General features: G+C 73.8%; 23 protein-coding genes. 19 read left to right on the top strand and 4 right to left on the bottom strand.

Features of this window, described 5'->3' with window-relative positions:
• Nucleotides 1–155: 155 nt before the first annotated feature.
• From ACWD0A_RS12175 to ACWD0A_RS12155, 5 genes are all read left to right on the top strand, one after another.
• Nucleotides 156–1235 carry an NADH:flavin oxidoreductase/NADH oxidase gene (locus tag ACWD0A_RS12175; RefSeq protein WP_451297154.1) on the top strand — a complete coding sequence of 360 codons (1080 nt, stop codon included), beginning with the start codon at nucleotides 156–158 and terminating at the stop codon, nucleotides 1233–1235.
• 245 nt (nucleotides 1236–1480) lie between these two features.
• Nucleotides 1481–2566 (top strand): WD40/YVTN/BNR-like repeat-containing protein, encoded by a 1086-nt coding sequence (locus ACWD0A_RS12170; protein ID WP_451297152.1) that lies wholly within the window; start codon nucleotides 1481–1483, stop codon nucleotides 2564–2566.
• A gap of 92 nt (nucleotides 2567–2658) precedes the next feature.
• A complete protein-coding gene (locus ACWD0A_RS12165) occupies nucleotides 2659–3336 on the top strand; it encodes a uracil-DNA glycosylase (protein WP_451297150.1) in 678 nt (225 codons plus the stop codon).
• A gap of 5 nt (nucleotides 3337–3341) precedes the next feature.
• Nucleotides 3342–4316, top strand: a complete 975-nt coding sequence (locus tag ACWD0A_RS12160) for an N-acetylglucosamine kinase (protein WP_451297148.1) — start codon at nucleotides 3342–3344, stop codon at nucleotides 4314–4316.
• Nucleotides 4317–4411: 95 nt separating this feature from the next.
• A complete protein-coding gene (locus ACWD0A_RS12155) occupies nucleotides 4412–5329 on the top strand; it encodes a sirohydrochlorin chelatase (protein WP_451297146.1) in 918 nt (305 codons plus the stop codon).
• 102 nt (nucleotides 5330–5431) lie between these two features.
• Here the strand turns inward: ACWD0A_RS12155 and ACWD0A_RS12150 are convergent, their stop codons facing one another.
• Together ACWD0A_RS12150 and ACWD0A_RS12145 are read right to left on the bottom strand one after the other, a co-directional pair.
• The gene (locus ACWD0A_RS12150; RefSeq protein ID WP_451297144.1) at nucleotides 5432–6472 is read right to left on the bottom strand and encodes a lactonase family protein; all 1041 of its coding nucleotides are present in this window, start codon (nucleotides 6470–6472) and stop codon (nucleotides 5432–5434) included.
• A gap of 132 nt (nucleotides 6473–6604) precedes the next feature.
• Complete coding sequence (locus ACWD0A_RS12145) at nucleotides 6605–8134, bottom strand: FUSC family protein (protein ID WP_451297142.1); 1530 nt, start codon at nucleotides 8132–8134, stop codon at nucleotides 6605–6607.
• 237 nt (nucleotides 8135–8371) lie between these two features.
• Here ACWD0A_RS12145 and ACWD0A_RS12140 point away from each other — a divergent pair, with 237 nt between their 5' ends.
• Complete coding sequence (locus ACWD0A_RS12140; protein ID WP_451297140.1) at nucleotides 8372–8854, top strand: Lrp/AsnC family transcriptional regulator; 483 nt, start codon at nucleotides 8372–8374, stop codon at nucleotides 8852–8854.
• 25 nt (nucleotides 8855–8879) lie between these two features.
• Nucleotides 8880–9566 carry an HAD family hydrolase gene (locus ACWD0A_RS12135; RefSeq protein WP_451297138.1) on the top strand — a complete coding sequence of 229 codons (687 nt, stop codon included), beginning with the start codon at nucleotides 8880–8882 and terminating at the stop codon, nucleotides 9564–9566.
• 78 nt (nucleotides 9567–9644) lie between these two features.
• Here the strand turns inward: ACWD0A_RS12135 and ACWD0A_RS12130 are convergent, their stop codons facing one another.
• Both ACWD0A_RS12130 and ACWD0A_RS12125 read right to left on the bottom strand, forming a co-directional pair.
• Nucleotides 9645–10868 carry a PucR family transcriptional regulator gene (locus tag ACWD0A_RS12130; RefSeq protein WP_451297136.1) on the bottom strand — a complete coding sequence of 408 codons (1224 nt, stop codon included), beginning with the start codon at nucleotides 10866–10868 and terminating at the stop codon, nucleotides 9645–9647.
• Nucleotides 10865–11017: a hypothetical protein gene (locus ACWD0A_RS12125; protein ID WP_451297134.1), complete on the bottom strand. Its 153-nt coding sequence runs from the start codon at nucleotides 11015–11017 to the stop codon at nucleotides 10865–10867. Before ACWD0A_RS12125 ends, ACWD0A_RS12130 begins: the two co-directional genes overlap by 4 nt.
• A 185-nt stretch (nucleotides 11018–11202) precedes the next feature.
• Here ACWD0A_RS12125 and ACWD0A_RS12120 point away from each other — a divergent pair, with 185 nt between their 5' ends.
• From ACWD0A_RS12120 to ACWD0A_RS12065, 12 genes are all read left to right on the top strand, one after another.
• A complete protein-coding gene (locus ACWD0A_RS12120; RefSeq protein ID WP_451297132.1) occupies nucleotides 11203–12186 on the top strand; it encodes a DUF3068 domain-containing protein in 984 nt (327 codons plus the stop codon).
• A 165-nt stretch (nucleotides 12187–12351) separates the two neighbouring features.
• Nucleotides 12352–13557 (top strand): glycosyltransferase family 4 protein, encoded by a 1206-nt coding sequence (locus ACWD0A_RS12115; protein WP_451297130.1) that lies wholly within the window; start codon nucleotides 12352–12354, stop codon nucleotides 13555–13557.
• Nucleotides 13554–14273 (top strand): class I SAM-dependent methyltransferase, encoded by a 720-nt coding sequence (locus ACWD0A_RS12110; RefSeq protein ID WP_451297128.1) that lies wholly within the window; start codon nucleotides 13554–13556, stop codon nucleotides 14271–14273. The genes ACWD0A_RS12115 and ACWD0A_RS12110 overlap by 4 nt, the downstream gene beginning before the upstream one ends.
• Nucleotides 14270–18448 (top strand): alpha-(1->3)-arabinofuranosyltransferase domain-containing protein, encoded by a 4179-nt coding sequence (locus tag ACWD0A_RS12105; protein ID WP_451297208.1) that lies wholly within the window; start codon nucleotides 14270–14272, stop codon nucleotides 18446–18448. Before ACWD0A_RS12110 ends, ACWD0A_RS12105 begins: the two co-directional genes overlap by 4 nt.
• On the top strand, nucleotides 18448–19758 hold the full coding sequence (locus ACWD0A_RS12100; protein WP_451297126.1) for a condensation protein: 1311 nt from the start codon (nucleotides 18448–18450) through the stop codon (nucleotides 19756–19758). The genes ACWD0A_RS12105 and ACWD0A_RS12100 overlap by 1 nt, the downstream gene beginning before the upstream one ends.
• Nucleotides 19755–20474, top strand: a complete 720-nt coding sequence (locus tag ACWD0A_RS12095) for a methyltransferase domain-containing protein (RefSeq protein ID WP_451297125.1) — start codon at nucleotides 19755–19757, stop codon at nucleotides 20472–20474. The genes ACWD0A_RS12100 and ACWD0A_RS12095 overlap by 4 nt, the downstream gene beginning before the upstream one ends.
• 4 nt (nucleotides 20475–20478) lie before the next feature.
• Nucleotides 20479–21360 carry a hypothetical protein gene (locus tag ACWD0A_RS12090; RefSeq protein ID WP_451297123.1) on the top strand — a complete coding sequence of 294 codons (882 nt, stop codon included), beginning with the start codon at nucleotides 20479–20481 and terminating at the stop codon, nucleotides 21358–21360.
• 68 nt (nucleotides 21361–21428) lie between these two features.
• A complete protein-coding gene (locus tag ACWD0A_RS12085; protein ID WP_307716754.1) occupies nucleotides 21429–21638 on the top strand; it encodes a Trm112 family protein in 210 nt (69 codons plus the stop codon).
• A 265-nt stretch (nucleotides 21639–21903) separates the two neighbouring features.
• On the top strand, nucleotides 21904–22398 hold the full coding sequence (locus tag ACWD0A_RS12080) for a DUF2617 family protein (protein WP_451297121.1): 495 nt from the start codon (nucleotides 21904–21906) through the stop codon (nucleotides 22396–22398).
• Nucleotides 22395–22796: a DUF4247 domain-containing protein gene (locus ACWD0A_RS12075; RefSeq protein ID WP_451297119.1), complete on the top strand. Its 402-nt coding sequence runs from the start codon at nucleotides 22395–22397 to the stop codon at nucleotides 22794–22796. Before ACWD0A_RS12080 ends, ACWD0A_RS12075 begins: the two co-directional genes overlap by 4 nt.
• A gap of 55 nt (nucleotides 22797–22851) precedes the next feature.
• The gene (locus ACWD0A_RS12070) at nucleotides 22852–23289 is read left to right on the top strand and encodes a DUF350 domain-containing protein (RefSeq protein ID WP_177148190.1); all 438 of its coding nucleotides are present in this window, start codon (nucleotides 22852–22854) and stop codon (nucleotides 23287–23289) included.
• 6 nt (nucleotides 23290–23295) lie between these two features.
• Nucleotides 23296–24894: a polyamine aminopropyltransferase gene (locus ACWD0A_RS12065; RefSeq protein ID WP_451297117.1), complete on the top strand. Its 1599-nt coding sequence runs from the start codon at nucleotides 23296–23298 to the stop codon at nucleotides 24892–24894.
• Nucleotides 24895–25034: the final 140 nt, after the last annotated feature.

Below are 25034 nucleotides of genomic sequence, written 5' to 3'. Positions count from 1 at the left end.
GGCGCGGCCGCTGCGGCCCACCCCGAACTCCATCGTACGAGAGGTATCGTAGTTTGACACTTCCCGTACTACGATGGGTATCGTACGAAGCGTGACGGGGTCCCGCCTTTCGATTTGCGTACCCCGGTTCCGTCCTGTCCGAATTGGAGTCCCCCGTGAGCTCGCTGTTCCAGCCCTGCACCCTGCGCTCGCTGACCATCCCCAACCGCGCCTGGATGGCGCCGATGTGCCAGTACAGCGCGGAGGTCTTCGGCCCGAACGCGGGCGTCGCGGGCGACTGGCACTTCACCCACTACGCGGCCCGCGCCGCCGGCGGCACCGGCCTGATCCTCGTCGAGGCGACCGCGGTCAGCCCCGAGGGCCGGATCAGCCCCGCGGACCTCGGCATCTGGAACGACACGCAGGTGGAGGCGTTCCGGCGCATCACCCGCTTCCTCAAGAGCCAGAACACCGTTCCGGGCGTCCAGCTCGCCCATGCCGGCCGCAAGGCCTCGACCGACCGGCCCTGGAAGGGCGGCGCGCCGCTCGGAGCCGACGAGCACGGCTGGCAGCCGCTCGGCCCCAGCCCGGTCCCCTTCGACGAGGGGCACCCCGTGCCCGACGAGCTGACGCGGGAAGGGATCTCCGAGATCGTCGGCCAGTTCGCCGACGCGGCCCGCCGCGCGCTCGACGCCGGGTTCGAGATCGCCGAGGTCCACGGCGCGCACGGCTACCTGATCGGCGAGTTCCTCTCGCCGCACAGCAACCGCCGCACCGACGAGTACGGCGGCTCCTTCGACAACCGGGTCCGCTTCGCGCTCGAGGTCGTCGACGCCGTGCGCGCGGTGTGGCCGGAGGAACTGCCCCTCTTCTTCCGCATCTCGGCCACCGACTGGCTGGAGGAGCACGGCTGGACGGTCGACGACACCGTCCGCTTCGCCGCTCTCCTCAAGGAGCACGGCGTCGACCTGCTCGACGTCTCCTCCGGCGGCAACGCCGCGCGCGTCCGCATCCCCACCGGCCCCGGCTACCAGGTGCCCTTCGCCGCGCGGGTCAGGGCGGAGACCGGGCTGCCGGTCGCCGCGGTCGGCCTGATCACCGAGGCCGAGCAGGCCGAGAAGATCCTCTCCAACGGCGAGGCGGACGCCGTGCTGCTCGGCCGTGAGCTGCTGCGCAACCCGTCGTGGGCGCGGCACGCGGCCCGCACGCTGGGCGCCGAGGTCCACGTGCCGCAGCAGTACCACCGCTCCGTCTGATCCGTCCGTCCTTCCGGGCCCCCGCCCCCTGGGCCTTCGACGCCGGCCCGCCGGGAGATCTCTCCCGGCGGGCCGGCGTGTGCGGGAGATTCACCCGCGCACACCGATGAGTTTCGCCGGCCGGTCCGGTCCGTACTGCTGTCACGGGGCCGACGTGCGCACGGACCGCATCGCAGGACGTTGTCAGTGGTCGGGTGCAGACTGGCCCGTATCCGAGACAACGGCGTCCTGGAGGGATATCGGCCATGACCGATGTACTGCTCACCGTAGGCACTCGCAAAGGGCTCTTCATCGGCCGCAGGAGGGGCGGTGCATGGGAGTTCGAGGGCCCCCACTTCAATGCGCAGGCCGTCTACTCGGTCGGCATCGACACGCGCAGAGGGGTGCCGCGGCTGCTCGTCGGCGGCGACAGCGCGCACTGGGGGCCGTCCGTCTTCCACTCCGACGACCTCGGCAGGAACTGGGTCGAGCCGAAGAAGCCGGCGGTGAAGTTCCCCAAGGACACCGGCGCCTCGCTGGAGCGGGTGTGGCAGCTCCACCCGGCGTCCGACGCGGCACCGGGCGTGGTCTACGCGGGCACCGAGCCCGCCGCGCTGTTCCGTTCCGAGGACGGCGGCGAGACCTTCGAGCTCATCAGGCCGCTGTGGGAGCACCCGACCCGCTCGCAGTGGGTGCCGGGCGGCGGCGGTGAAGGTCTGCACACGGTGGTGACGGACCGCCGCGACCCCGACGCGGTCACGGTCGCGGTGTCGACGGCCGGCGTGTTCCGCACCCGCGACGGGGGAGCGAGCTGGGCGCCCTCCAACCAGGGGGTGTCGGCGGTCTTCCTGCCCGATCCGAACCCGGAGTTCGGGCAGTGCGTGCACAAGATCGCCCAGGACGCCGCGAACCTGGACCGCCTCTACCTGCAGAACCACTGGGGCGTCTACCGCAGCGACGACGCCGGGGCCACGTGGACCGACATCGGCGCCGGACTGCCATCCGACTTCGGTTTCGCGGTGGCCGCGCACCGGCACCGCGCCGACACCGCGTACGTCTTCCCGATCACCGCCGATTCCGACCGCGTCCCGGCCGGCCGGCGCTGCCGGGTCTACCGGACCGGGGACGCGGGCGGGAGCTGGGAGGCGCTGTCGGCGGGTCTGCCCGAGGGCGACCACTTCGGGACGGTGCTGCGCGACGCGATGTGCACGGACGACGCGGACCCCGCCGGCGTCTACTTCGGCAACCGCAACGGCGAGGTGTACGCGAGTGCGGACGACGGCGACTCCTGGCAGCAACTCGCCTCGCATCTCCCGGACGTGCTGTGCGTGCGGGCGGCGGTGATGCGCTGACGGGGGCCGGTCACGGACGGCGGTCCACGGCCGCCGGGGGAACGGATCATGTGGTGCCGCCGGTGCTGACTGCACCAGTAGAGTGACGCCCCGTGGCACCACGACCGCTGAAAGAAATCATCGAGCCCGGCTGGGCCGACGCTCTCGCCCCCGTGGCCGAACGCATCGCCGCCATGGGGGACTTCCTCCGCGCGGAGATCGCCGCGGGGCGTACGTATCTGCCCGCCGGACAGCATGTGCTGCGCGCTTTCCAGCAGCCGTTCGACGATGTCCGAGTGCTGATCGTCGGCCAGGATCCGTACCCCACACCGGGCCATGCCGTCGGGCTCAGCTTCTCGGTGGCGCCGGACGTGTCGCCGTGGCCGCCCAGCCTCGACAACATCTTCCGCGAGATGCACGCCGACCTCGGCCACCCCCGTCCCTCGAACGGGGATCTCACGCCCTGGACGCGTCAGGGTGTGCTGCTGCTCAACAGGGCGCTGACCACCGCACCACGCAAACCCGCCGCGCACCGCGGCAAGGGCTGGGAAGAGGTCACGGAGCAGGCGATCCGCGCGCTCGCGGCGCGTGGCAAGCCGCTGGTGTCGGTGCTGTGGGGCCGGGACGCGCGCAATCTGCGCCCGCTGCTGGGCGATCTGCCGGCGATCGAGTCGTCGCACCCCTCGCCCATGTCCGCGGACCGCGGTTTCTTCGGCTCCCGCCCGTTCAGCCGGGTCAACGAGCTGCTGATCCGGCAGGGCGGGCAGCCCGTCGACTGGCGGCTTCCGTGATCCGCGTGCTCGGCGTCGACTCGGGCGGCTCGGGCCTGCGGGTCGCGCTCGCCGAGGCGGGCGCGCTGGAGAAGGCCGCGATCTCGGTGTCGGCCGAACCGGTGCGCACGGGCTCGGACGGGATCGACGCCGGGCACATGCTGGAGCAGCTCGTCCCGATGGCGCGCGCCCTCCTGGAGCGGGCCGGGGGCGGCGAGCCGACGGCCGTGGTGATCGGCGCGGCCGGGATGGCCACGCTGGGCGGCCGGCTGCGCGCCGAACTGCCCGCCGCGCTGGCCGCGTCGCTCGGCGTACGACGTGTGGGGCTGGCCGCCGACGCGGTGACCGCGTACGCGGGTGCGCTGGGTCAGCGGCCCGGCGCCGTGGTCGCGGCGGGCACCGGCATGATCGCGGTCGGCACGGACCTCGCGTCGTGGTGCCGGGCCGACGGCTGGGGTCATCTGCTGGGCGACTGCGGCGGCGGCGCCTGGATCGGCCGGGTGGGCCTCGAGGCGGCGCTGCGCGCGCACGACGGACGCAGGGGCGGTTCGCGGGCGCTGCTGGCGCGGATGGAGGCCGTGTTCGGCCCGGCGGCGGAGCTGCCGGGGCTGATCTACCCCCGCGCCGACCGGCCCGCGATGCTGGCCTCCTTCGCCCCCGAGGTGGCCGCCTGCGCGGACCACGACCCGGTGGCGGCGGGCATCCTCGCGCGCGCGGCCGAGCACATCGCCGAGGCTGCCGCGGCCGTGTGCCCGGCGGGGCCCGACGCGCCGGACGGGTGCGAGGTCGCGGTGACCGGCGGAGTGGCGAAGCTCGGAGACCCGCTGCTCGTGCCGCTGCGGGCCGAGCTCGCGCACCAGGTCCCCCAGGCGCGCGTCGTTCCCCCGGCCGGGGATCCGCTGTCCGGCGCGCTGCTTCTCGCGGAGGCCGTCGCGACCGGCGGGCTGCTGCTGCCGCCGCATCCGGCCATGCTGCACGTCGTGACGGACGGGGTTGCGTGATCCGTACACCGCCCGGCGGATAAACACGGACAGAAGACGCACGACTGCACCCTCCCCGAACAGCCGCGCGCACAAAGCCAGTAGCATGCGGCGCCATGAGCTCCCCCACTGGGCCTGCACCCGGCCTGCCTGTACGAATGCCACGCCCCCGACAGACCGGGCGACACCGCCGCCCGGAGCCCGTGGCCGCTCCCGAGGGCGCGCCCGCGCTCGTTCTCGCCGTGCCCGGCGCCACCGCGCCCACGACGCGCAGCCTGGCCGAAGAGGTCATAAGCATCGCCCGCTCCGAGCTGCCCGGCCTCGAAGTCGCCATCGGTTACCTCGAGGGCGACGACGAGGAGTACCCGACGCTGGCGACGGTCCTCGCGCGCACGGCGGCCGTCCGCACCGAGCGCTACGAGATCGCCAAGGCCGCCGGCCGCGAGGTCGCCGAGCCCGAGGGCCCTGCCGCCGTCGTCGTCCCGCTGCTGGCGGGCCCGGACAACGCGCTGATGCGCCGGATCCGCGAGGCCCTCATGGACAGCCGCGTCACGGTGGAGCTGACCGACGTCCTCGGTCCGCACCCGCTGCTCGCCGAGGCCGTGCACGTCCGGCTCTCCGAGGCCGGTATGGCGCGTGCCGACCGCGCGCGGCTGTTCACGGTGGCGACGGCGGCCGACGGCATCATCCTCGCCACGGTGGGCGGCGAGGAGGCCGTGCAGGCCGCCGGTATCACCGGCATGCTCCTGGCGGCCCGGCTGGCCGTGCCGGTGATGGCCGCGGCGCTCGACGAGCCGGGTTCGGCGGCCGCGGTCGCGGAGCAGCTGCGCGGTTCGGGCTCCGTCCAGCTGGCGCTGGCGCCGTACCTGGTGGGTCCGGAGCTGCCGGAGGGGCTGCTCGACGCCGCCGTGAAGGATGCCGGCTGCGCCGCCTCCGAGGCCCTCGGCGCGTACCCGGCCATCGGCAAGCTGGTGCTGTCGCAGTACGCGACCGCCCTGGGCATCGCCCAGCCGCAGGGGACTCAGCTGCGCTGACGGTCCCGCAGGGTGTCGGTGCCGAAGGGCCCGTGCCGGTCGACGTCTCGACCGGCACGGGCCCTTCGCGTGGGCGCGGCCGGCCGCCGCGCGCCGGACGGGTCAGGTGAAGACCACGCAGGAAGCGGCCGGGACCGGCAGGGAACCCGCGGGGTGCGGGATGCCCGTCGCCTCGTCGACGTGGAACCAGGTGACGTCCCCGGAACGCTCGTTCGCGGCGTAGAGCCTGCGGCCCGAGGGATCGAGTGCGAGGTCGCGGGGCCAGTGGCCGCCGCACGGAACCGTGGTCACGATCTCCGCCTTCTCGGAGGTCTCGTCCAGGTCCAGCACCGCGATGCTGTCGTGGCCCCGGATCGCGGCCCACACGCGCCTGCCGTCGGGCGCGACGACGACTGCCGAGGGATACGCCGGTCCCGCCACGCCGTCCGGCAGGACGCGGTTCGCGGCGACCGGCTCCAGGATCCCGCTGCGGTCGTCCCAGCGGCACACGGTGAGCGTCGGCTCCAGTTCGCCCAGCACGTAGGCATGTCGGCCGCCGGGGTGGAAGGCGAGGTGGCGCGGTCCCGTACCGGGCGGCAGCGCGGTCGTCCGGTGGCCCTCCGCCGGACCGCCGGTGACGGGATCGAGGGCGTGGACGCGCACCGCATCGGAGCCGAGGTCGACGGCGAGGATCCAGCGCCCGGACGGGTCGGGCCGGACCTGGTGGGCGTGCGGCCGCGTCTGCCGGTCCGGGTCGGGGCCGCGACCCTCGTACCGGACGACCGACGCGACCGGGCCCGGTGATCCGTCCGGGCCGAGCGGCAGCACACTGACGCTGCCGGAGCCGTAGTGGGCCGTCAGCAGCCGGCCCGGGGCGAGCGCGAGGTGCGTCGGGCTGTGGCCGCCGACGAGTACCGGTCCGCCGAGCGGGCGCAGCGCGCCGCCCGTGATGTCGAAGGCGGCGACGGCGCCGTCGGCCGTCTCGGAGACGGCGTACAGGACCGAGTCCGTCACGGCGAGATAGGAGGGGTCGGCGACCGCACGGGTGGCGGCGGTGGCTGTCAGGGCTCCGGTGCCGGGGTCCACCGAGGCGGCGACGATCCCCCGTCCGCCCGCCGAGGTGAACGATCCGATGAAGGCCCGCCCCACGCCTGTGCCACCCACAGCAGTCCCCTCTCCGCCCCGTGGAGCGCCCGTGGACCGCCCACGGGCCGCACACGGGTGCGCGGCCCCGACGGTAGCAGTAGGTCTAGACCAAAGAGGATCGCTTGGGGCGGCAACCGCGCGGCAGGCCGCTCACGCCGGTACCAGCGGGGCGCGCGGGGAGGTGCGCACCGGATGGGCGAGGTCCGCGAGCGCGCGTTCGAGGCCGTGGAGGTGACCGAGCGCCGCCTCGGCCCCCGGGTGGTGCGGCGGTACGTGCACGACCTCCGTCGCGGCCGAGGGGCGGGCGGGCCGCGCCGGCACCAGCGCGTGGACGGCCGCCTCGACGCGGCCGCAGGCTGCGGCGAGCCGGGCGTCGTGGGACGCCTGCGCATCGGCGGCGACGGCGGCCAGGCCGCGCACCTCGCGGGCGCATACGTCGAGCAGCTCGATGACCCGGCGCGCGCGGGCCTTTCGCGCACGCAGCGGGCTGAGCGGGTGGACCAGTGGCGCGAGCGAGAGGCGTACGCGGCCGAGCAGCAGCTCCAGCTCCGCGGCGAGCGGCGCGGGATCCGCCGTCTCGTCGCCGGCGAGGCGCCGCGCGGCCGTGGTGGTGCAGTCGTGCACGCACCGGACCGCGCGCCGGATCCAGGCGTCGGTCGCGGTGTGGGTGGTCACGGGCAGGACCAGCGCGACGGCGAGCGCCGCGCCCAGCGCGCCGACCGCGGTCTCCTCGAGGCGCAGGAGCAGCAGGCCCGGGTGGAGCACACCGAGCAGCCCGTAGAGCAGACCGGCCATGACGGTCACGAAGAACATCATCCAGCTGTACGACGGGGCCGCGGTGTAGAAGATGCCGAAGACGCACACGGCGACCAGCACGGCGGTGGGACCGGGCGCGCCCGCCACCGGGACGGCGACGAGCAGGCCCGCGAGGATGCCGGTGACGGTGCCGACGACCCGGCGGAAGCCGCGTATCAGCGTCTCGCCGCGGGACGCGGTGTTGACGAAGATCCACCAGGCGGTGCCGACGGCCCAGTACCAGCGGTCCCCGGACACGAACTGCCCGGCCGCGAGCGCCAGGGCGCACGCGGCGGCGGCCTGGAAGGCCTGGCGGGTGGTGGGCCGGGCGAGGCCGCGGCCGGGCAGCGGCGCGGGCAGCGGGGGCGGGGGCGTCCGGCGCTCGATGCACCATGCCCCGAAGCGGACGGCGGACGCGGCGGCGAGGGCCAGGGCGACGGCTCCGTACAGTTCGGGCAGCTGCGCGGGGACGGCGTGCAGGAACTGGGTGACGAAGAACATCATGAACGCGAAGATCCCCAGCGCGTGCCCGCGCGGACCCCATCGGCGGGCGTAGACACCGCAGAAGACCACCGCGAGCCACACGGCGGCGCGCGCCGGCGGCTGTCCGTGCAGGACGGTGGCCAGTGCCAGGACGGGGAAGCCGGCCGCCGGCAGCAGCGCCGTCGTCACGGCCTGCCGGCGCACCGTCGGGTCGGCGACGGTGAAGAGGGCGAGCATCGCGGCGAGGCCGGCGGTGATCGAGGCGACGAGCGAGAGGCCGGCGAGCTCCGTGGCGGCGACGGCGAGGCCGACGCCGAGGACGGCGCGCGTCGAGACGCGCAGCCGCAGGCGTCCCGGGTCGGGCGCGGAGAATGCCCTCTTGATGTGCTGCAGGCCGGTCATGCTCCTCACGACGGTCGTCCCGCCCCCCTTGCTGATCGACGCGCCGCTCGGCGGCGGTCTCGGACACGGCAAAGGCGCCGCGGGTCCGGTCCGGCTCCGTCGCCGGCCGGCGCTGCGCAGCGCCCTGTCGATGCAAGGAAACCATCCGCAGGTCAATGGCTCAACCGGGTGGATTCCCACTGGACCATTGGTACAGTTGCAGACGGTGCACAGGGACCATGGAAGGACCAACGGACCATGGCGGTGGACGAGCTCGACACCCGCATCCTGCGCTTGCTGATCGAACAGCCGCGCACGAGCGTGCGCGAGTACGCGCGCATTCTCCAGATCGCCCGCGGCACGCTGCAGGCCAGGATCGAACGGCTGGAGCGCGAGGGGGTGATCACGGGCACGGGGCCGCACCTCTCACCCGCCGCGCTCGGTCATCCGGTGCTCGCCTTCGTCCACATCGAGGTGACCCAGGGTCACCTGGACGAGGTCGGCGAGGCGCTTGCGGCCGTGCCGGAGATCGTCGAGGCGTTCTCGATCACGGGCGGCGGGGATCTGCTGACCCGGGTCGTGGCGCGGGACAACGGTCATCTGGAGGACGTGATCCAGCGGCTGATCAACCTGCCCGGCGTGGTCCGTACGCGGACGGAGATGGCCCTGCGCGAGCGGGTGCCCTACCGGCTGCTGCCGCTGGTCGAATCGGTGGGGAAGGCAGCCGGTTCATCCCGCTGATCGGCCCCTTGGCATGCTGGACGCCATGAGCACTGCGCGTACTCCCTCGGTCATCTTCGATCTCGACGGCACTTTGGTGGACAGCGAGCCGAACTACTACGAGGCGGGGCGCAGGGTGCTCGCCTCGCACGGCGTGACCGGATTCGACTGGGCGGAGCACACCTCGTTCATCGGCATCGGCACGCGCGAGACGCTGGAGATCCTGCGGGCCCGGTACACCATCGACGCGCCGCTCGACGCGCTGCTGGCGGAGAAGAACCGGATCTATCTGGAGCTGGCGCGGGCGTCGACGGACGTCTTCCCCGAGATGCGGAAGTTCGTGGAGCGTCTGGCGGCGGACGGCGTGCCGATGGCTGTCGCGTCGGGCTCGTCGCGGGCCGCGATCGAGGCCGTCCTCGCGGGGACCGGCCTCGGCGCGTACATCCCGCTGGTCGTCTCCGCGGAGGAGGTCGGACGCGGCAAGCCGGAGCCGGACGTCTTCCTGGAGGCGGCCCGCCGGCTGGACGCGGACCCCGCGGACTGCGTCGTCCTGGAGGACGCGCCGCCCGGCGCGGCGGCCGCGCGGGCGGCGGGCATGCGCTGCATCGCCGTGCCGTACGTGCCGGGCACGGCGTCCGACCCGGCGTTCCTGGCGGCGGACCTGCTGTTCGCGGGCGGCCAGCGGGAGTTCACCTCGGAGACGGCGTACGCCTGGACGACGACCCCGCGCTGACGCGCGGCGGGCCGCCCTGCGGGCGCCGGGCCGGCGGGCCGAGGCAGCCGGCGCAGGACGGCGGCGGCGACGCCGGTGTCAGCGGCCCGGCGCGCATTCCGTGGTGTCCTTCAGTTCGCCGCGCAGGCGCTGGGCGCGCAGTACCAGCAGCATTTCGAAGCGGCGGTCCGGGTCGTCGATCGCGTCGCCCCACAGTTCGCGGATCTGTCGCAGCCGGTAGCGGGCCGTCTGGGGGTGGACGCCGAGGCGGGTCGCGACCTCGGGAGCGCCGCCCGAGGTCTCGATCCAGGCGAGCAGCGTCGCGGCGAGGCGTCGCGCCTGCACCGGGCTCGTGCTCTCCAGCGGTGCGAGACAGCGCCGCGCCGCCGCGTCGATCAGCTCCCGGGACGGTAACAGCACCAGTTCCTCCGTGCGTTCGGTGCAGTGCAGCACCTCGCCCCGCGGCAGCAGATCGCTCTCCACCAGCCGCACCGCCGTCTCCGCCCAGCGCAGCGAGGTCGCGGCGGCGGCGAGCGGCACCGAGGGACCGATCGCGCCGGACCAGCCGGCCGTGGCGCGGCGCACCATGTCCCAGCGGCCCGCGGTGTCCGGTTCGGGGATGACGATGCGGGGCTGCTCGCTCTCCATGTCGAGGAGGATGCCCTGGCCGACGGCCGGCGCGACGGCCTCCCTGGCCGGCCGGATGAGCACGCCCACGGCGATCGTCCCCGGCAGCTCCCAGCCGATGCGGGCGGCCCGTTCGCCGAGCGCGGCGGCCGGGTCGCCGCGGTGTTCGACCAACAACCGGTCGATCAACTGGCGCTGAAGGCGCAGGCGTTCGCCGGCGCGGCGGGCCGCCGCCTCGGCGTAGCCGCGCACCGACTGCTCCACGAGCCCGTCCAGGTACTCGAAGCCGGATTCGGCGAGTTCGTACATGGCGGGCGCGGCGATGTCGACCTGCTGGCCGATCTCGGCGAACCTCCGCCACGCGAGCCGGACTCCGAGCCGGTAGATCGCCTGGAGGGAGTCGAGGCTGCGGCCGTTCAGGCCCTCGCCCCGCCCGAACTCCTGGAACACCTCGGGCGGCACCCGGGGGTCCTGGGCACCGGACGCCAGGTGCTGCACGAAGCGTTCGATCGCGCGCCGGATGCCGACGAGTGCCATCGGCTCGCCGGACTCGTCCCCCACGAGCCGCAGGTGCGGGAAGTCGTGGCGGATCTCACGGAGGATCGCCTGGGCCAGTTCGCCGGCCTCGCCGAGGGCGATGGCGGCGAACCGCTCCACCTTCGGCCTGGGCACCTCGCTCCATGCCGGGCGGGTCATCGGCCCGGCGGGGCGGTGTCGTAGCTGATCAACGGGACATTCGGCTGCTCGGGATTGGCGTTGAGCACGGCGACGATCCCGAAGGCCGTGCACACGGCGAGTACGGCGGCGGCCACCGCGGTCGCTGCGGCGGCGAACAGTCTGCGCATAGTCGGGTCAGCTCCTCGTTGGAGACGATCCCCACCCCGTAAGGCCGGCCCCCACCGGCTGGACGCACAGTGTTGACGGGACATTGACAATCCGTCAAGTACCCCCCTACTGTCATGGCCCGCGAGGGCTGACCGGCCCGGGCCCGTGCATCTCCGTGCGAGTTTCTCGATTCAGGAGTGCCCGGATGCGCCGTACCGCTTCACCGATGTCCCTTGTCCTCCTGGGAGCCGGAGTCTTCCTGCTGGTCCTGGCCCCTCTCCTGGTCGCGTACGTCCAGCCACAGGCCAAGCGCACCCCGATCGACGTCGACACCACCACGGTGTTCACCGGCAGGGGGAGCTACTTCGACACCTCCAAGCTCAGGACCGTGCACGGGAAGACGATCACGATCACCCGCCAGGTCCGCGGCGACGTGTCCGACAGCGTCAGGAGCGGCAACGCCGTCTGGGACGTGTCGACCTCCGTCGACACCGATCGCACGCTGCCCGCGTCCGACACTCGCGACTCCCTCCAGTGGACGCTGGAGCGCTGGGTGACCGACCGCTCCACCAACGAACCGGTGCACTGCTGCCAGGAGACGCCTGCCTTCGACGGCGAGGCGTACCTGAAGTTCCCCTTCGACGTCGAGGAGCGCTCCTACCGCTGGTGGGACGGCACGCTCGGCGCGGTGGTACAGCTCCGCTACGCCGGCCGCAGGACGGTGCAGGGGTACGAGGGACTCCGGTTCACCGGCAGCGTGGCTCCCACGAGGACGGGGGTGCGCCAGGTGCCGGGCCGGCTCGTCGGCAGGCCGCGGACGCCGCAGGTGCTGGCCGAGGAGTGGTACGCCAACAGCGGCATCGAGCTGGTCGCGGACCGGCGCACCGGCCGTATCGTGTACGCCGCCATCGGCCCGAGGAAGACCCTGCGCGCGCCCGGTTCGGACAAGGACGCGGTCGTGCTCCTGGCCAGCGAGAAGATCGCCTTCACCCCGCGTACACAACGGCAGCAGGTGGACCTGGCCGCGGCGGACAGCGGGAAGCTCGCACTGCTCGGTACGACCGCGCCGGCCGGGGCGGCGGTCCTGGGCGCGGTACTCGCCGTCCTGGGCGGCGTGCTGGTCGCACGGGGCCGCCGACCGGAACGCGCGCATCCGGATGCTCACCTGATGACGAATCAGGCCGCCTGACCGTCGAACAAGTTGTCAAACCGGTGAGTAGCCGTGTGTCGAACACGTGCCGAACACTGGCTGTCCCCACCAGAGCACGGCCCCACCCGGTCACCTTCCCCCACCTTGCGACCTCTGTGCCGCTTCCCCTCAACCTCCCACACAGCGACACGAGTTGGAGCACGCATGCCCCAGCACGTACCCCCTCCCCCACTGCTCGACGCCGGACGGCACCCGCACCGGCACCCGCTCGGCCGCTCCCTGGCCGCACCGCACGACCCCGGGCCGCCCCGCCGCATCGTCTTCCTCGCCCACCGCGACCTGGACAACCCCGCCGCCGGCGGCTCCGAGCTGCTGATCGACCGGCTCGCCGGCGGTCTCACCGACCGCGGCCACGACGTCACCCTGCTGTGCGGCGGCCCCGCCGGACACCGGCGGCCCTACCGCGTCGTGTCGGCGGGCAGCGCGCTCGGGCACTACGCCGGCGCCCGTTCGGCCTTCGCCCGGCAGATCGGCGCGTGCGATCTGCTCGTCGAGGTCTGCAACGGGATGCCGTACCTGACACCGCTGTGGCACCGCGGTCCCACCCTGTGCCTGGTCAACCATGTGCACACCGAGCTGTGGGACATGCGCTTCCCCGCGCCCGTCGCCCGGGCCGGGCGGCTGCTGGAGCACTGGGCCCTGGCGCGGGCGCACCGGGACAACCTCCTGGTCGCCGTCTCCCCGTCCACGGCGGACGCGCTGCGGGCGATCGGCGTGGAGCCGCAGCAGATCCGCGTGGTGCACAACGGGGTCCACGAGCCCGAGGTGCGCACGCCTCGCTCCACGACGCCGCTCTTCCTGGCTCTGGGCCGGCTGGTCGACTACAAGCGCATCGACCTCCTGCTGCGGCTGTGGGAACGGGTCCGTCCGGTGACCGGCGGCAGGCTCGTCATCGTCGGCGACGGCCCCGAACGGCAGCGGCTCGAACGCCTCGCGGGCCCGTCCGTCGAGTTCACCGGCCATGTCACGGAGGAGGAGAAGCACCGGCTGCTGTGCGCCTCCTGGCTCCTGCTGCACCCCGCGGCCGTCGAGGGCTGGGGGCTCGTGGTGACCGAGGCCGGGGCGCGCGGCACGCCGGCCCTCGGCTTCGACGTGCCGGGCCTGCGGGACTCGGTCGACAACGGCGTCACCGGCGTTCTCGTCGGCGGCGAGTCGTCGTTCGCGGCCGCGTGGTGCACTCTGGCGCTCGACGACGACCGGCGTGAGGGCATGGGAAAGGCCGCGGCCGAGCACGCCGCCGCCTTCCACTGGAACAGCACCGTACGGCGGTTCGCGACGGTGGCGGCCGAGGCCGTGGAGCGCGCCGCCGCCCAGGGCGGCGGCGCCGGGACGACGGGCGCGCGCAGGTGAGGGATCCGTCGTTCCGCCGCTCCCTCACCCTCTTCCGGGCCTTCCTCCGCGAACAGGACGATCCCCGTACCGCCTACCGCCTGCTGGCGCGGGACGCGGCCGACCAGGTGGAACGCCACATGGCGCTGAGCGGCCGCGTCGTCGTCGACGTCGGCGGCGGACGCGGGTACTTCACGCGGGAGTTCCGCAGGCGCGGCGCCCACAGCTACCTGTTCGAACCGGACCCGGCGGAGCTCGCCGCCGAGCCGGGTGCGGGCACGGTCGTGGCGGACGGCTATCTGCTGCCGCTCGCCGACGGCGCGGCCGACGTGTGCTTCTCGTCCAACGTGCTGGAGCATGTGTCCGACCCGCGCACCTTCCTCAGCGAGATGGTGCGGGTCACCCGTCCCGGCGGGCTGATCTACGTCTCGTTCACCAACTGGCTGTCCCCGTGGGGCGGTCACGAGTGGGCGCCCTGGCACTACCTCGGTGCCGAGCGTGCCCGGGCCCGCTACGAGCGGCGGACGGGCCGGCCGGCCAAGCACCGCCTCGGGGAGAACCTGTTCGCCGTCGGCGTGGGCGCGACCCTGCGGCACGTCAGGGGCCGCGGCGACGTGGAGATCGTCTCCGCGCGGTCGCGGTACTGGCCCGTCGTCCCCCAGCTCGTCCCGCTCGTGCCGGGGCTGCGCGAGTTCGCCACCTGGAACCTCCTCCTCATCCTCCGGCGGTGTCCATGACCAGCGCTGTGCACGCCCGCCCGCCCGCCTCCCCCGCGGCCGGCCCCCCGCCGCCCGGTCCGCCGCCCCCGCCGCGGCGCTCGCGCCGCTGGCTGCTCGGCTTCTGGGCCGCGGTCCTCGTCGCGTTCCTCGCCGTCTCGCCGGGGCGGATGACGTTCGAGACGAAGCTCGGCGTCGTGGCCGACCCCTGGCAGTTCCTCCGCGACCTGGGCCAGTTGTGGCATGACCGGGCCGTGTTCGGCGGCATCGCTGACCAGTACGCCGGCTATCTGATCCCGATGCTCCCGTTCCACGCGGTCGCCGACCTCGTGCGGCTGCCCGTGTGGCTCGCCGAACGGCTGTGGCTCTCGCTGGTGGTCACCACGGCCTTCTGGGGTGCGCTGCGCCTGGCCGAGCGCCTGGGCACCGGCTCCGCCGCGACCCGGCTGCTCGGTGCCGCGGTGTACGCCCTGTGGCCGACGTACACCATCGTCGTCGGCTCGACCTCGGCCGCCGCCCTCCCCGGCGCGCTGCTCCCGTGGGTGCTGCTGCCGCTGACCGACCCCCGCACGAGCCCCCGGACCGCCGCTGCCCGCTCCGCGCTGATCATCCCCCTCATGGGCGGTGTGAACGCCGCGTCCACCCTCGCCTCGCTGCTGCCCGTGGGCCTGTACCTGCTGTGCCGGCCGGCCGGGCCACGCAAGCGCGCGCTGATCGCCTGGTGGACCCCGTGCGTGGTCCTCGCGACCGCCTGGTGGATCGTGCCGCTGCTGCTGCTCGGCACGTACGGCGAGAACTTCATGCCGTACGTGGAGACGTCACAGACCACCACCGCGACGATGTCGGCGACCGAGGTGCTGCGCGGCGCGGGCAACTGGGTCGGCTACCTGAACTTCGGGGAGGCCTGGCTGCCCGCCGGCTGGACCGTCGCCACCTCGGCCCTGGTGATCGCCGGATCGGCGCTCGCGGCCGCGCTCGGACTCGCCGGTCTCGCGCGGCGTGATCTCCCCGAGCGGCGCTGGCTGGTGCTGACCGTGCTGACGGTCGCCCTCGTGACCCTCGCCGGGTACGGCGGCGCGCTGGGCGGCCCGTTCCACGAGACGGTGCAGGGCTGGCTGAACGGGCCGCTGGTGCCGTTCCGGAACATCTACAAGTTCCAGACCGGACTGGCGCTGGCGCTCGCCCTCGGGCTGATGCACCTCACGGCCGTCGTGCCGCGCACCGTGCCCGCCCGCGCCCGGCGCCTCGCGCCCGCGGCGGCGGCCGCCCTCGTGCTGCCCGGCCTCTGCTGGCCCTACGTCAACGGCTCGATCCTGCAGCCCGGTTCGTTCCGGCAGCTGCCCGCGTACTGGGAGACGACCGCCGACTGGCTGGCCGAGAACTCGCCCGAGGACCGGGCGCTCGTCGTGCCGGCGACCGCGCACGGCCTCTACACCTGGGGCTCGCCCATCGACCAGCCGCTGGACGTCCTCGCCCGCTCGCCCTGGGCGCAGCGCGACTACGTGCCCTTCGGCACTCCCGGCAACCGGCGGGCCATGGACGCGGTGGAGCAGGCGCTGACGTCGGGCGGCGAAGTGCCCGGCCTGAGCGAGTTCCTGGGCCGCGCGGGTCTCCACCACGTCGTCGTGCGCAACGACCTCGACCCGGACCAGATCGGTCACGTCCCCACCACGACGGTGAAGCGCACGCTGGAGGCGTCCGGGTACAAGCGGGTCACCGGGTTCGGTCCGGTGCTCACGGGCGGGCGCATCGCGGACGACACCCCCGTGCAGGTCGAGGGCCTGTTCCCGCGCCAGCGCGCGGTGGAGGTCTACGAGCCGCCCGCCGGGACCGCCCGCCCCGGCAGGGCACGGATGACGCCGGTGGCGTCGACGGCGGTGGTCAGCGGCGGGCCGGAGACCCTGCTGCCGCTGTCCGCCGACGGCGCCCTCACCGGGCGGCCCGCCGTCCTCGCGGGAGACGCGCATCCCGGGGTGGACCGTCCTTCCCTGTACGCGGCGGGCGACGGGATGCGCCGTGCCGACACCCGGTTCGGGCTGGTCAATTCGCACACGTCGCACACGTACACGCGTCAGGAGCGCAACCCGGAGAACGCGGCGCAGGACCCGGGCGCGCAGCCGCGGCAGATCCTGCCCCTGACGGCGGAGCGACACCGGACGACGGCCGTGCTGCGGGGGGCCGCGTCCGTCAGCGCGTCCTCCGTGGGGAACTGGCTGTTCCACCTGCCCCAGTACGACCCGGTGAACGCCTTCGACGGCAATCCCGACACGGGCTGGGCGGAGGGATCGCCGGGCTCACCGGAGGGCGAGTGGGTGCGCATCGCGTTCACCGGCCCCACGCGGATGCCCGCGACGCTGTCCATGACCCCGCTGCCCAGTGGCAACGTACGCGCGGCGCCCACGTCGGTGCGGGTGGAGACCGACCGGGGCAGCAGGGTGTCGCCGCTGCGGCCGGACGGAACCGCCCAGCAGGTGGCCGCCCCCGAGGGCGACGCACGGTGGCTCAAGGTGACGATCCTGGACTCCCAGCAGGGCCGCCCCGGCCTGACCGGCGCGGGATTCACGGAGATCTCGGTGCCCGGTGTGCAGGTGACCCGGATGCTGGAGCTGCCCGCCGACGCTCCGCGCGACGGCGCGGGCTCCGTCGTCTACTCGCTGCGGCGCGGCAGCGATCCGGGCGGACTGTCCGCGGTGCCCGCCGAGGTGGGGCTGCACCGGCAGTTCGACGCCGCCCGCCCCGGCGACTACGCGGTGCGCGCGACCGCGCTGCCCGTGCCGGGCGACGCGCTCGACGAGCTGCTGTTCGGCCTCACCGGACAACGCGACAAGATTCTCGTGAGCGCGGACTCCACGGCGCGCCTCGGCACGAACCTGAGCCCCCGCAACCTCACCGACGGCGATCTGACCACGGCCTGGGTCGCCGGTGAACGCCCCGTCCTGCACCTGTCCTGGCCGAAGAGGACAGCGGTCGGCGAGATCGTCTTCGCGGCGGCCGGGGGGCTGGCCACCCGGCCCGAGCAGGTGCAGATCAGCTCTCCCGACGGGACGGCGGTGGCGGCGGTGGACGAGAACGGCATGGCGCGGTTCTCCCCCGTCACCACCGACCGCATGGACATCACGATCTCGCGGGTGGCCCCGCTGACACTCCACAACCCGGTCGCCGACGACCGGTTGCAGCTCCCGGTCGGGCTGAGCGAGGTGCACATCCCGGCCCTGGAGAAGTTCCGCGCGCCGCAGCCGGACCCGGACAAGACGTTCAGGCTGCCGTGCGGCAAGGGACCGATCGTGTCGGTCGACGGACAGTTCCTCGAGACACGCGCCGAGGGGCGGGTACGGGATCTGACCGAGCGCCGCCCGGTCGCCGTCTCGCTCTGCACCAAGGGCGGGCGTGTGCCGCTCGACCGCGGCACGCACACGGTCGAGGCCGGGGACACCGGCCCGCTGGCCGTCACCGGGATCACGCTCGCCACCGGGCCGTCGCGGGCCGCGGCCGGCACGCCCCGCCGGGTGGAGACCGTCTCGGGCGGCGGCGACCGCCGCACGGTGCGGGTGGGCGCGGGAGAGGCCTCGTACCTCCAGATCCACGAGAACCACAACGCGGGCTGGAAGGCCGCACTGAACGGCAGGGAGCTGACGCCGCTGCGGATCGACGGCTGGCAGCAGGCATGGCTCGTCCCGGCCGGTCAGGGCGGCACGGTGACGCTCCTCTACGAGCCCTCGCGCCTGTACGACGCCGGGATGATCGTCGCCGGGGCGCTGCTGGTCCTGCTGGCCGCACTCGCCCTCGTCCGCCGCCGCTCCCCCGCCGCGCCGGCGCTGCCGGAACAGGCGGCGCCGCCCGGCCCCGGGCTGCTGCTCGGCACCGTCGCGCTGACGCTGGCGGGTGCGGTGGTCGCCGGTCCGGTCGCCGCGGTGGTGCCCCTGCTCGCGGTCGTGGCGTGGCTGCGCCCGGCGGTCCTCGGTCCGCTCGCGTTCGCGGCCATGGCCGGTGCCGGTGTCGCGGCCGTCGCCGGCAGCGGGGAGGCGGCCGCGCTGGGCCGGGGGGCGTACGGACCGGTGGCCCAACTCCTCGCCCTGACCGCGCTGTTCGCCGCACTGGTGACGGTGGGCCGGGAACGCGGGAGCGGGGCCCACCGGGCCACCGGGCCGGCGGAAGGCGGCGGGCACGCGCCCCACCACGACCGAGGGAGGGTCTGATGGCCACCGTTCAAGAATCGTCCGCCGCCGGAGCAGCCGCGCGGGGACCGCTGGCCCGCGTGCCGTTCCCGGTCGTCGACGAGGTGGCACGGCACTGCATGGATTCCTCCGAGCCCAACACCGTGCACATCGAGATCCACCTGCCGGGCCGCCTGTCACCGGACCGGCTGCGCGAGGCGTTCGCCCATGCGCTGCGCCGGCACCCGCGGGCACTGATGCGGGAGCGGGCACACGGCCCGTTCGCGCGGCGCTACGAGTGGGAGCTGACGGACGGGCCCGACACCGACGTCGTCTCCGTCCCGCCACCCGTATCCGGCGCCCTCGCGCTCGCCCGTGCACGCGCGCTCACCGCGGCGCCGCCGCTGTCGGCGTCCCCTCCGCTGCGCCTGGAGGTCGTGGAGGAGCCGGGAACGCCGGGCTGCGTGCTCCTGTTCACGGTGCACCACACGGCGCTCGACGGCCCGTCGTGCCTGCGGATCGCGGCGACCGCGGCGGAGCTCCTCAGCGGCCGCCCGGCCCCTGTCGTGCCGTCCCCGGTCCGGCCCCTGGCCGCACCGGAGCGGAGGGCGGCCCGTACGCCCGTACTGGCCAGACCCGCCCGGGTCGCCGCGGGCAGACCGGGGCCGGTGCCCGGCAACGCGATGCTCGTCGCCGAACTGCCCGTGCCGCGGCGGGAGCCGGGCGCTCCGTACACGGTCAACGACCAGCTGATGGCCGCCACGGCCCTGACCGTCGCCGACTGGAACCGCGAGCACGGCGCGCCCGAGCGCCCGCTGCGCATCACGATGCCCGTCGACGACCGCAGCCGCGGTCCCGAGATGCCGATCGGCAACGGCACCCGCCTGGTCGAGGTCGGCTTCACGGCAGCGGAAGTGGCGGCCGGCGCCGACATGGGCGTCCTCCTGCGGCTCACCGCGGACCGCACCCGCGCCCTCAAGGCGCGGCCCCGCCCCCCACTGGGGCGCGGCGCGTCCCTGTTGACCGCGCCGGTGCTGCCCGTCGGCGCGAGGGCCGCGACGACCCGGGGTCTGACGCGGCTGGCCTCGCCGTGGACGTCCACGACGCTGCTCAGCAACATCGGCCGGGTCCCCTATCCCCTGGACTTCGGCGAGGCCGGCCGCGCCAGTGCCGTCTGGTTCTCGGCACCCGCCAGGATGCCGCGGGGTCTGACCGTCACCACGGCGTCCACGGGCGGCCGGCTGCACCTCGTACTGCGCTGGTCGCGGGCGCTGCTGGGCGACGACGACGGGCTGCGGTTGCGCGACGTGTTCGCCCGCCGTCTGGCGGCGACGGATACGGAGGCCCTGTGAGCGGCACCGCTCCCTCGGGCCTGCGTGCCTTCTACGAGAACCCCGCCGTTCCGGTGGCGTCGGGCGACGCGCGCAGCAGGCGCCAGGCGCGGCTGCTGGCCCGGGCGCTCGGCGTACCGGGCGCACTCGTCGTCGACGTCGGCTGCGGGGACGGCAGTGCGGCCGCCACCGCGGCCCCGGTCCTCGCGGGACACCGGATCGTCGGTGTCGACTGGTCGCAGGACGCCCTGCGCCGGGCCCGGCCCCGGCTCGCGCACGCGGTACGCGGCGAACTGGGCGACGGCGGCCTTCCGTTCGCCGACGGCTGCGCGGACGCCGTGCTGTTCAGCGAGGTCGTCGAGCATCTCGCCGACCCCGACTCGGCGCTGGACGAGCTGCGGCGGATCCTGCGGCCCGGCGGTCATCTGATGCTGTCCACCCCGAACCTGGCCGCCTGGTACAACCGCGCGCTGCTGCTCGCCGGATGGCAGCCCGTCTTCTCGGAGGTGAGCCTGCGCGGCATTCACGGCCGGCCGGGCCGCGAAGTGGTCGGCCATCTGCGGCTGTACACCGCCCGTGCGCTGCGTTCCTTCCTCACCGCGTCCGGTTTCGAGGTCGTGCGGATCGCGGGCGCTCCGTTCCACGGGGTGCCGCGCGGGCTGCGGCTGCTGGACCGGGCTGCCTGCGCCGTGCCCTCGGCGTCGTCCATCCTGCTGGCCCACGCCCGGCGGAGGTAGCGGCATGTGGTGGGGTGTGGGCGCGGCACTGCTGGCCAACGTGCTGTACAGCGTGGGCTTCGTGCTGGAGAAACGGGCGCTCGGCGGCCTGCCCGCCCTGTCGGCCCGGCGGCCCGCGCGCGTCGTCGCGGTGCTGCTGGCGAGCCCCCTGTGGATCGCCGGGGCGCTGGCGCTCGCCGCCGGGTTCGTCGCCCAGCTGATCGTCTACCGTGCGCTGCCGATCGCGGCCGCGCAGGGCATCTTCGTCTCCGGTCTCGTCCTGCTCCTGCTGCTGTCGTCCGCCGTGCTCGGCGAACAGCCCTCCGGCCGGGAACGCTACGCGCTCGGCGCCGTGCTCGTCGCCCTGCTGATGGTCGTCGCCTCGGTCCGCGAGGGCGAGGACGTCGTGAGCACCGGCGCTCCGTGGACACTGGTGCTCCTCGTGTGCGTGCCGTCGCTCGCGGGCGGGGTGTGGCTGTACGGGCGCGTGGAGGCGCGGGCGAGAAGGCGGCACCGGGTGCCGACGAACGGCATCGGGTACGGGGTGGCCGTCGGGCTGCTGTACGGGGTCAGTTCGCTGGCGATCAAGGGCGCGTCCGGCCGACTGACGGGCGCGGGCGTCGGTGAGGCGGCGCGGTCGCTGTTCGCCTCCCCCTATCCGTATCTGCTGCTGTTCACGGCCGTCGCCGGTCTCGTCATGTCGCAGGCCGCGCTGCAGCGGTGCAGGGCCTCCCTGATCGTGCCCGTCTGCACGACGGTCACCTGCCTGTTCACGGCGGTGCTCGGGACGCTGACCTTCGGGGAACGTCTGCCGGACGACCCGCTGCTGCTGACCTTGCGGGTGGCAGGCACCGCGCTGGCGCTGTCCGTGCTGCTGGCCATGCCGCGCCACGACCCGCAGACCTGACCCCGCCGCCGTACCACCCGTACCACCCGTACCACCCGTACCGCCCACGAGAACGAGGAGCCCGTCCCATGAACCCCGACGACCCGCTGCTGCGGATCCTGGCCTGCCCGCTGGACAAGGGGCCGCTGACGCTGCCGGCCGGTGAGAACGTGCTGTACAACCCGCGTCTCCAGCTGAGTTACCCGATCGTGGACGGCATTCCGCAGCTGCTGCCCTCCTCCGGGAGCAAGGTCTGCGCGGACGACCACGAGCGCTTCGTGCGGGCGGCCGCCGGCTGACCGCCCCGGCGGCGGCGCGGCCCCCGGGCCCGCCGCCCGCCGACCGGGATCGCGGGGACCACCCCCGCGCTGTGACGCGGAACGCCTGTGCCATACTCAGCGCGCTCATTGCCCGTTCCACGTCGTAGGGATCATCGTTGAAGCCCCAGTCCGCCGTCCTCGCCACCGGATCCGTCTCCGGTGCCGGTCGCCGGGAGCGGACGCCCGCGCCAGGAGGGCGCCCCGCCGGGGCTGCCGTATCCGACCCCCGGGCGGGCAGCGGTACGTGAGCGGCATAGCACTGACGACCTCGTATCTGGACACCGATGCGGACCAGCTCTCCTTCTCACTGGTCCTGCCCGCGCTCGACGCGCTCGCGGTACGCGATCTGACGGTCGGCGGGCTCGACGTCCAGCTCAGACTCCTGGGCGCCTCCCATCAGGTCTTCGCCGGGCCGGTCCGGGAGACCGTGGCCTGCCTCCCCGGCGTCGCGGGAGGTCTGCCCCGGACGACGGTGCGGGAGTTCGACGACTGGACCTACCACTTCGCCGCGCGCGTCCGGCGCTTCACCTCGGCCGGGTTCAGCAACCGGGTGGCATGGATCCGCAGCCGGTCGGACGGGAACCCCGAGGCGCTGTACGGGATCTTCCCGGGCTCCCCCGAAGCCGTCACCGCGCTGACCGTCGACCGGCACGCCACCGGACTGAGCTGGCGCACTTGGCACACCTATCCGCAGAGCCGCCAGATCGTGGCGACGCACACCCGGCTGGAGGCCCGATGAAGACCGCCCGACTCATCAGCGTGACGATGCTCGCCACGGTCGCGCTCACCGCCTGTGCCGGTGAGTCCGACGACGTCAACGACGTGCCGAGGTCGTGGATCCACCAGGAGTACGACGGCGTCGGACCGACGTACACCGACAGCCTCGACACGCCGGCCGCGGTCGGGGACGAGATCCACGGGCACACCGCGGCCGAGGACCGCCTCGAGGACGACGGCCACGTGTTCCTCCGCTACCGCGACGACATCGTCGCGATCACCCCCCACCAGAGCGGCAGCATGATCGAGATCGACGACTACCGCGACGGCCACCGCCGCTGGAAGTCCCGTATCGGCAACGTGTGGCCGGACCCGGACAGCGACGCGTTCCGCGGCGGCGGCCCCGGCTCCGGCAAGTAACCGCACCAGGTCCACCCACCCGAACTCACCGACGACGTCCCCGAAAGGCACCCCCGTGGCAGAGATCCTCGAGTCGGCAGGCACCGCCCTGCTCTACGGCCTGGTCGGCTTCATCGTGATGGCGGTCGGCTTCATCGCACTCGACCTCGTGACCCCCGGCAAGCTCCTCCACGTGGTCTGGACCGAGCGCAACCGCGGCGCCGCGGTCCTGCTCGCCGGCCAGACGATCGCCATCGGCCTCGTCATCGACCAGTCCATCAGGGCGAGCGAGTCCGAACTGGGCCTGGGCCTCGGCCTGTTCAGTACCCTGCTGTACGGCCTCGCGGGCGTCGCCGTGATGACGTTCATCTCCTGCGTCGTGGGTCTGCTGACCCCGGGCCGCCTCGGTCACGCCGTGCTCGACGACAACGGGGACCGCCCCCACCCCGCCGCCTGGGTCCAGGCCGCGATGTACATCGGCACGGCCTTCATGGTCGGCGCCGCCGTCTCGTAACCACGCATGGGCACCACCACGCTCGACCGCACCACCACGGCCGCCGCCCGCCCTCCCGCGACCCGCTCGCGGGGGGCGCGCTTCCTGCTGCTCTTCTCGGTGTTCCTCTGCGCGGCCTGCGGCCTCGTCTACGAACTGGCGCTCACCGCGCTGGGCAGCTACCTCATCGGCAACTCCGTGATGCAGACCTCCGTGGTCATCTCCGTCATGGTGTTCGCCATGGGCGTCGGATCGCTGGCGGCCAAACCGCTCCAGCGGCGCGCGGTCGGCGCGTTCGCCCTCGTCGAGGGCCTGCTCGCGCTCGCCGGCGGGCTGTCGGTGCTCGTCCTGTACGTGTCGTTCGCCTGGCTGCGCATCTACATGCCGTCCATGGTGGTGGTGTCCTTCGTCGTCGGCCTCCTCATCGGGGCCGAGATACCGCTGCTGATGACGCTGCTTCAGCGGATCAGGCGTCAGGAGGCAGGCAGCGCGGTCGCCGACATGTTCGCCGTGGACTACATCGGCGCCCTGGTCGGCGGTCTGTGCTTCCCACTGCTGCTCCTGCCGGCCTTCGGCCAGCTCAAGGGCGCCCTGGTGGTGGGCGCCGTCAACGCGGTGGCGGGCGTCCTCGTCGTCCTGTGGATCTTCCGCCGCGAGACCCGCCGGGTCGTGCGCATCGCGCTGCTGACCGGCATGGCCGCCGTCCTGGCCGTACTCGGCACGGTGTACGCGCTGGCGGACGACATCGAGGTCACCGCGCGGCAGCAGCTCTACCGCGACCCGATCATCCACGCCGAGACCACGCCGTACCAGGACATCGTGGTCACCCGGTCCACCGCGTTCACCGGGGAGCCGGACACCCGGCTGTTCCTCAACGGCGACCTCCAGTTCTCGTCCGTCGACGAGTACCGCTACCACGAGGCCCTCGTCCACCCCGCCCTGTCCGCGAAGCGGTCCTCCGTGCTGATCCTGGGCGGCGGCGACGCCCTGGCCCTGCGGGAGGTCCTGCGCTACGACGACGTCGAGACGGTCACGCTGGTCGACCTCGATCCGGCGATGACGCGGCTCGCCCGCACCTTCGCACCGCTGTGCGAGCTCAACGGCCGGGCGCTCGACGACCCGAGGGTCACGGCCGTCAACGCGGACGCCTTCAACTGGCTGCGCGACGCGGGCCGGCGCTACGACACGGTCGTCATCGACTTCCCCGACCCGGACAACGCGGCGCTCGCCAAGCTCTACTCCGTCGAGTTCTACCACCTGCTCCGCCACGTCCTGAAGCCGTACAGCCAGGTCATGGTGCAGGGCGGCTCCCCCTTCTTCGCCCCCAAGTCGTACTGGTCCATCGCCGCGACGATCGGCGAGGCCGGCTACCGCACCACCGAGTACCAGGTGGATGTCCCCAGCTTCGGCAACTGGGGCTTCATCCTGGCGACTCCCGGCACGGACGGGCCGCCGCCGCCCCTGCGCCTGGCCGAGGACACCCCGCCGCTGCGCTTCCTGGACGGCGCCGTCCTCGAGGCGGCCACCGTCTTCCCCGTGGACCGCCGCCCGCAGAACGTACGGGCCAGCACCCTGATGGACCCCGTGATCCTGGAGTACACCAGCAACGAGTGGCAGAACTACTGATCCGGTCCACGGCGTCGCCCGCCCGCCCCGGGCCCCCACCCGACACGCCTCCACACCGGGCCTCTTGAGACTCATACGGCGCAAAGTCCCGTCCGTGACCTTCTGTTGCGCCGCCGACTCTCGTAACGTCAGCACGGCCT

The organism is Streptomyces sp. NPDC002867, assembly GCF_053591895.1.
Note: the sequence above shows the minus strand (reverse complement) of the source record. Positions and strands in the feature narration are given on the sequence as shown.

What these genes read in the sequence shown, in the direction of transcription:
- ACWD0A_RS12170 (WP_451297152.1), top strand. Translation starts at nt 1,481, where the DNA reads ATGACCGATGTACTGCTCACCGTAGGCACTCGCAAAGGGCTCTTCATC.
- ACWD0A_RS12155 (WP_451297146.1), top strand. Translation starts at nt 4,412, where the DNA reads ATGAGCTCCCCCACTGGGCCTGCACCCGGCCTGCCTGTACGAATGCCA.
- ACWD0A_RS12145 (WP_451297142.1), bottom strand. Translation starts at nt 8,134, where the DNA reads ATGACCGGCCTGCAGCACATCAAGAGGGCATTCTCCGCGCCCGACCCG.
- ACWD0A_RS12140 (WP_451297140.1), top strand. Translation starts at nt 8,372, where the DNA reads ATGGCGGTGGACGAGCTCGACACCCGCATCCTGCGCTTGCTGATCGAA.
- ACWD0A_RS12135 (WP_451297138.1), top strand. Translation starts at nt 8,880, where the DNA reads ATGAGCACTGCGCGTACTCCCTCGGTCATCTTCGATCTCGACGGCACT.
- ACWD0A_RS12130 (WP_451297136.1), bottom strand. Translation starts at nt 10,868, where the DNA reads ATGACCCGCCCGGCATGGAGCGAGGTGCCCAGGCCGAAGGTGGAGCGG.
- ACWD0A_RS12125 (WP_451297134.1), bottom strand. Translation starts at nt 11,017, where the DNA reads ATGCGCAGACTGTTCGCCGCCGCAGCGACCGCGGTGGCCGCCGCCGTA.
- ACWD0A_RS12120 (WP_451297132.1), top strand. Translation starts at nt 11,203, where the DNA reads ATGCGCCGTACCGCTTCACCGATGTCCCTTGTCCTCCTGGGAGCCGGA.
- ACWD0A_RS12115 (WP_451297130.1), top strand. Translation starts at nt 12,352, where the DNA reads ATGCCCCAGCACGTACCCCCTCCCCCACTGCTCGACGCCGGACGGCAC.
- ACWD0A_RS12105 (WP_451297208.1), top strand. Translation starts at nt 14,270, where the DNA reads ATGACCAGCGCTGTGCACGCCCGCCCGCCCGCCTCCCCCGCGGCCGGC.
- ACWD0A_RS12100 (WP_451297126.1), top strand. Translation starts at nt 18,448, where the DNA reads ATGGCCACCGTTCAAGAATCGTCCGCCGCCGGAGCAGCCGCGCGGGGA.
- ACWD0A_RS12090 (WP_451297123.1), top strand. Translation starts at nt 20,479, where the DNA reads ATGTGGTGGGGTGTGGGCGCGGCACTGCTGGCCAACGTGCTGTACAGC.
- ACWD0A_RS12085 (WP_307716754.1), top strand. Translation starts at nt 21,429, where the DNA reads ATGAACCCCGACGACCCGCTGCTGCGGATCCTGGCCTGCCCGCTGGAC.
- ACWD0A_RS12075 (WP_451297119.1), top strand. Translation starts at nt 22,395, where the DNA reads ATGAAGACCGCCCGACTCATCAGCGTGACGATGCTCGCCACGGTCGCG.
- ACWD0A_RS12065 (WP_451297117.1), top strand. Translation starts at nt 23,296, where the DNA reads ATGGGCACCACCACGCTCGACCGCACCACCACGGCCGCCGCCCGCCCT.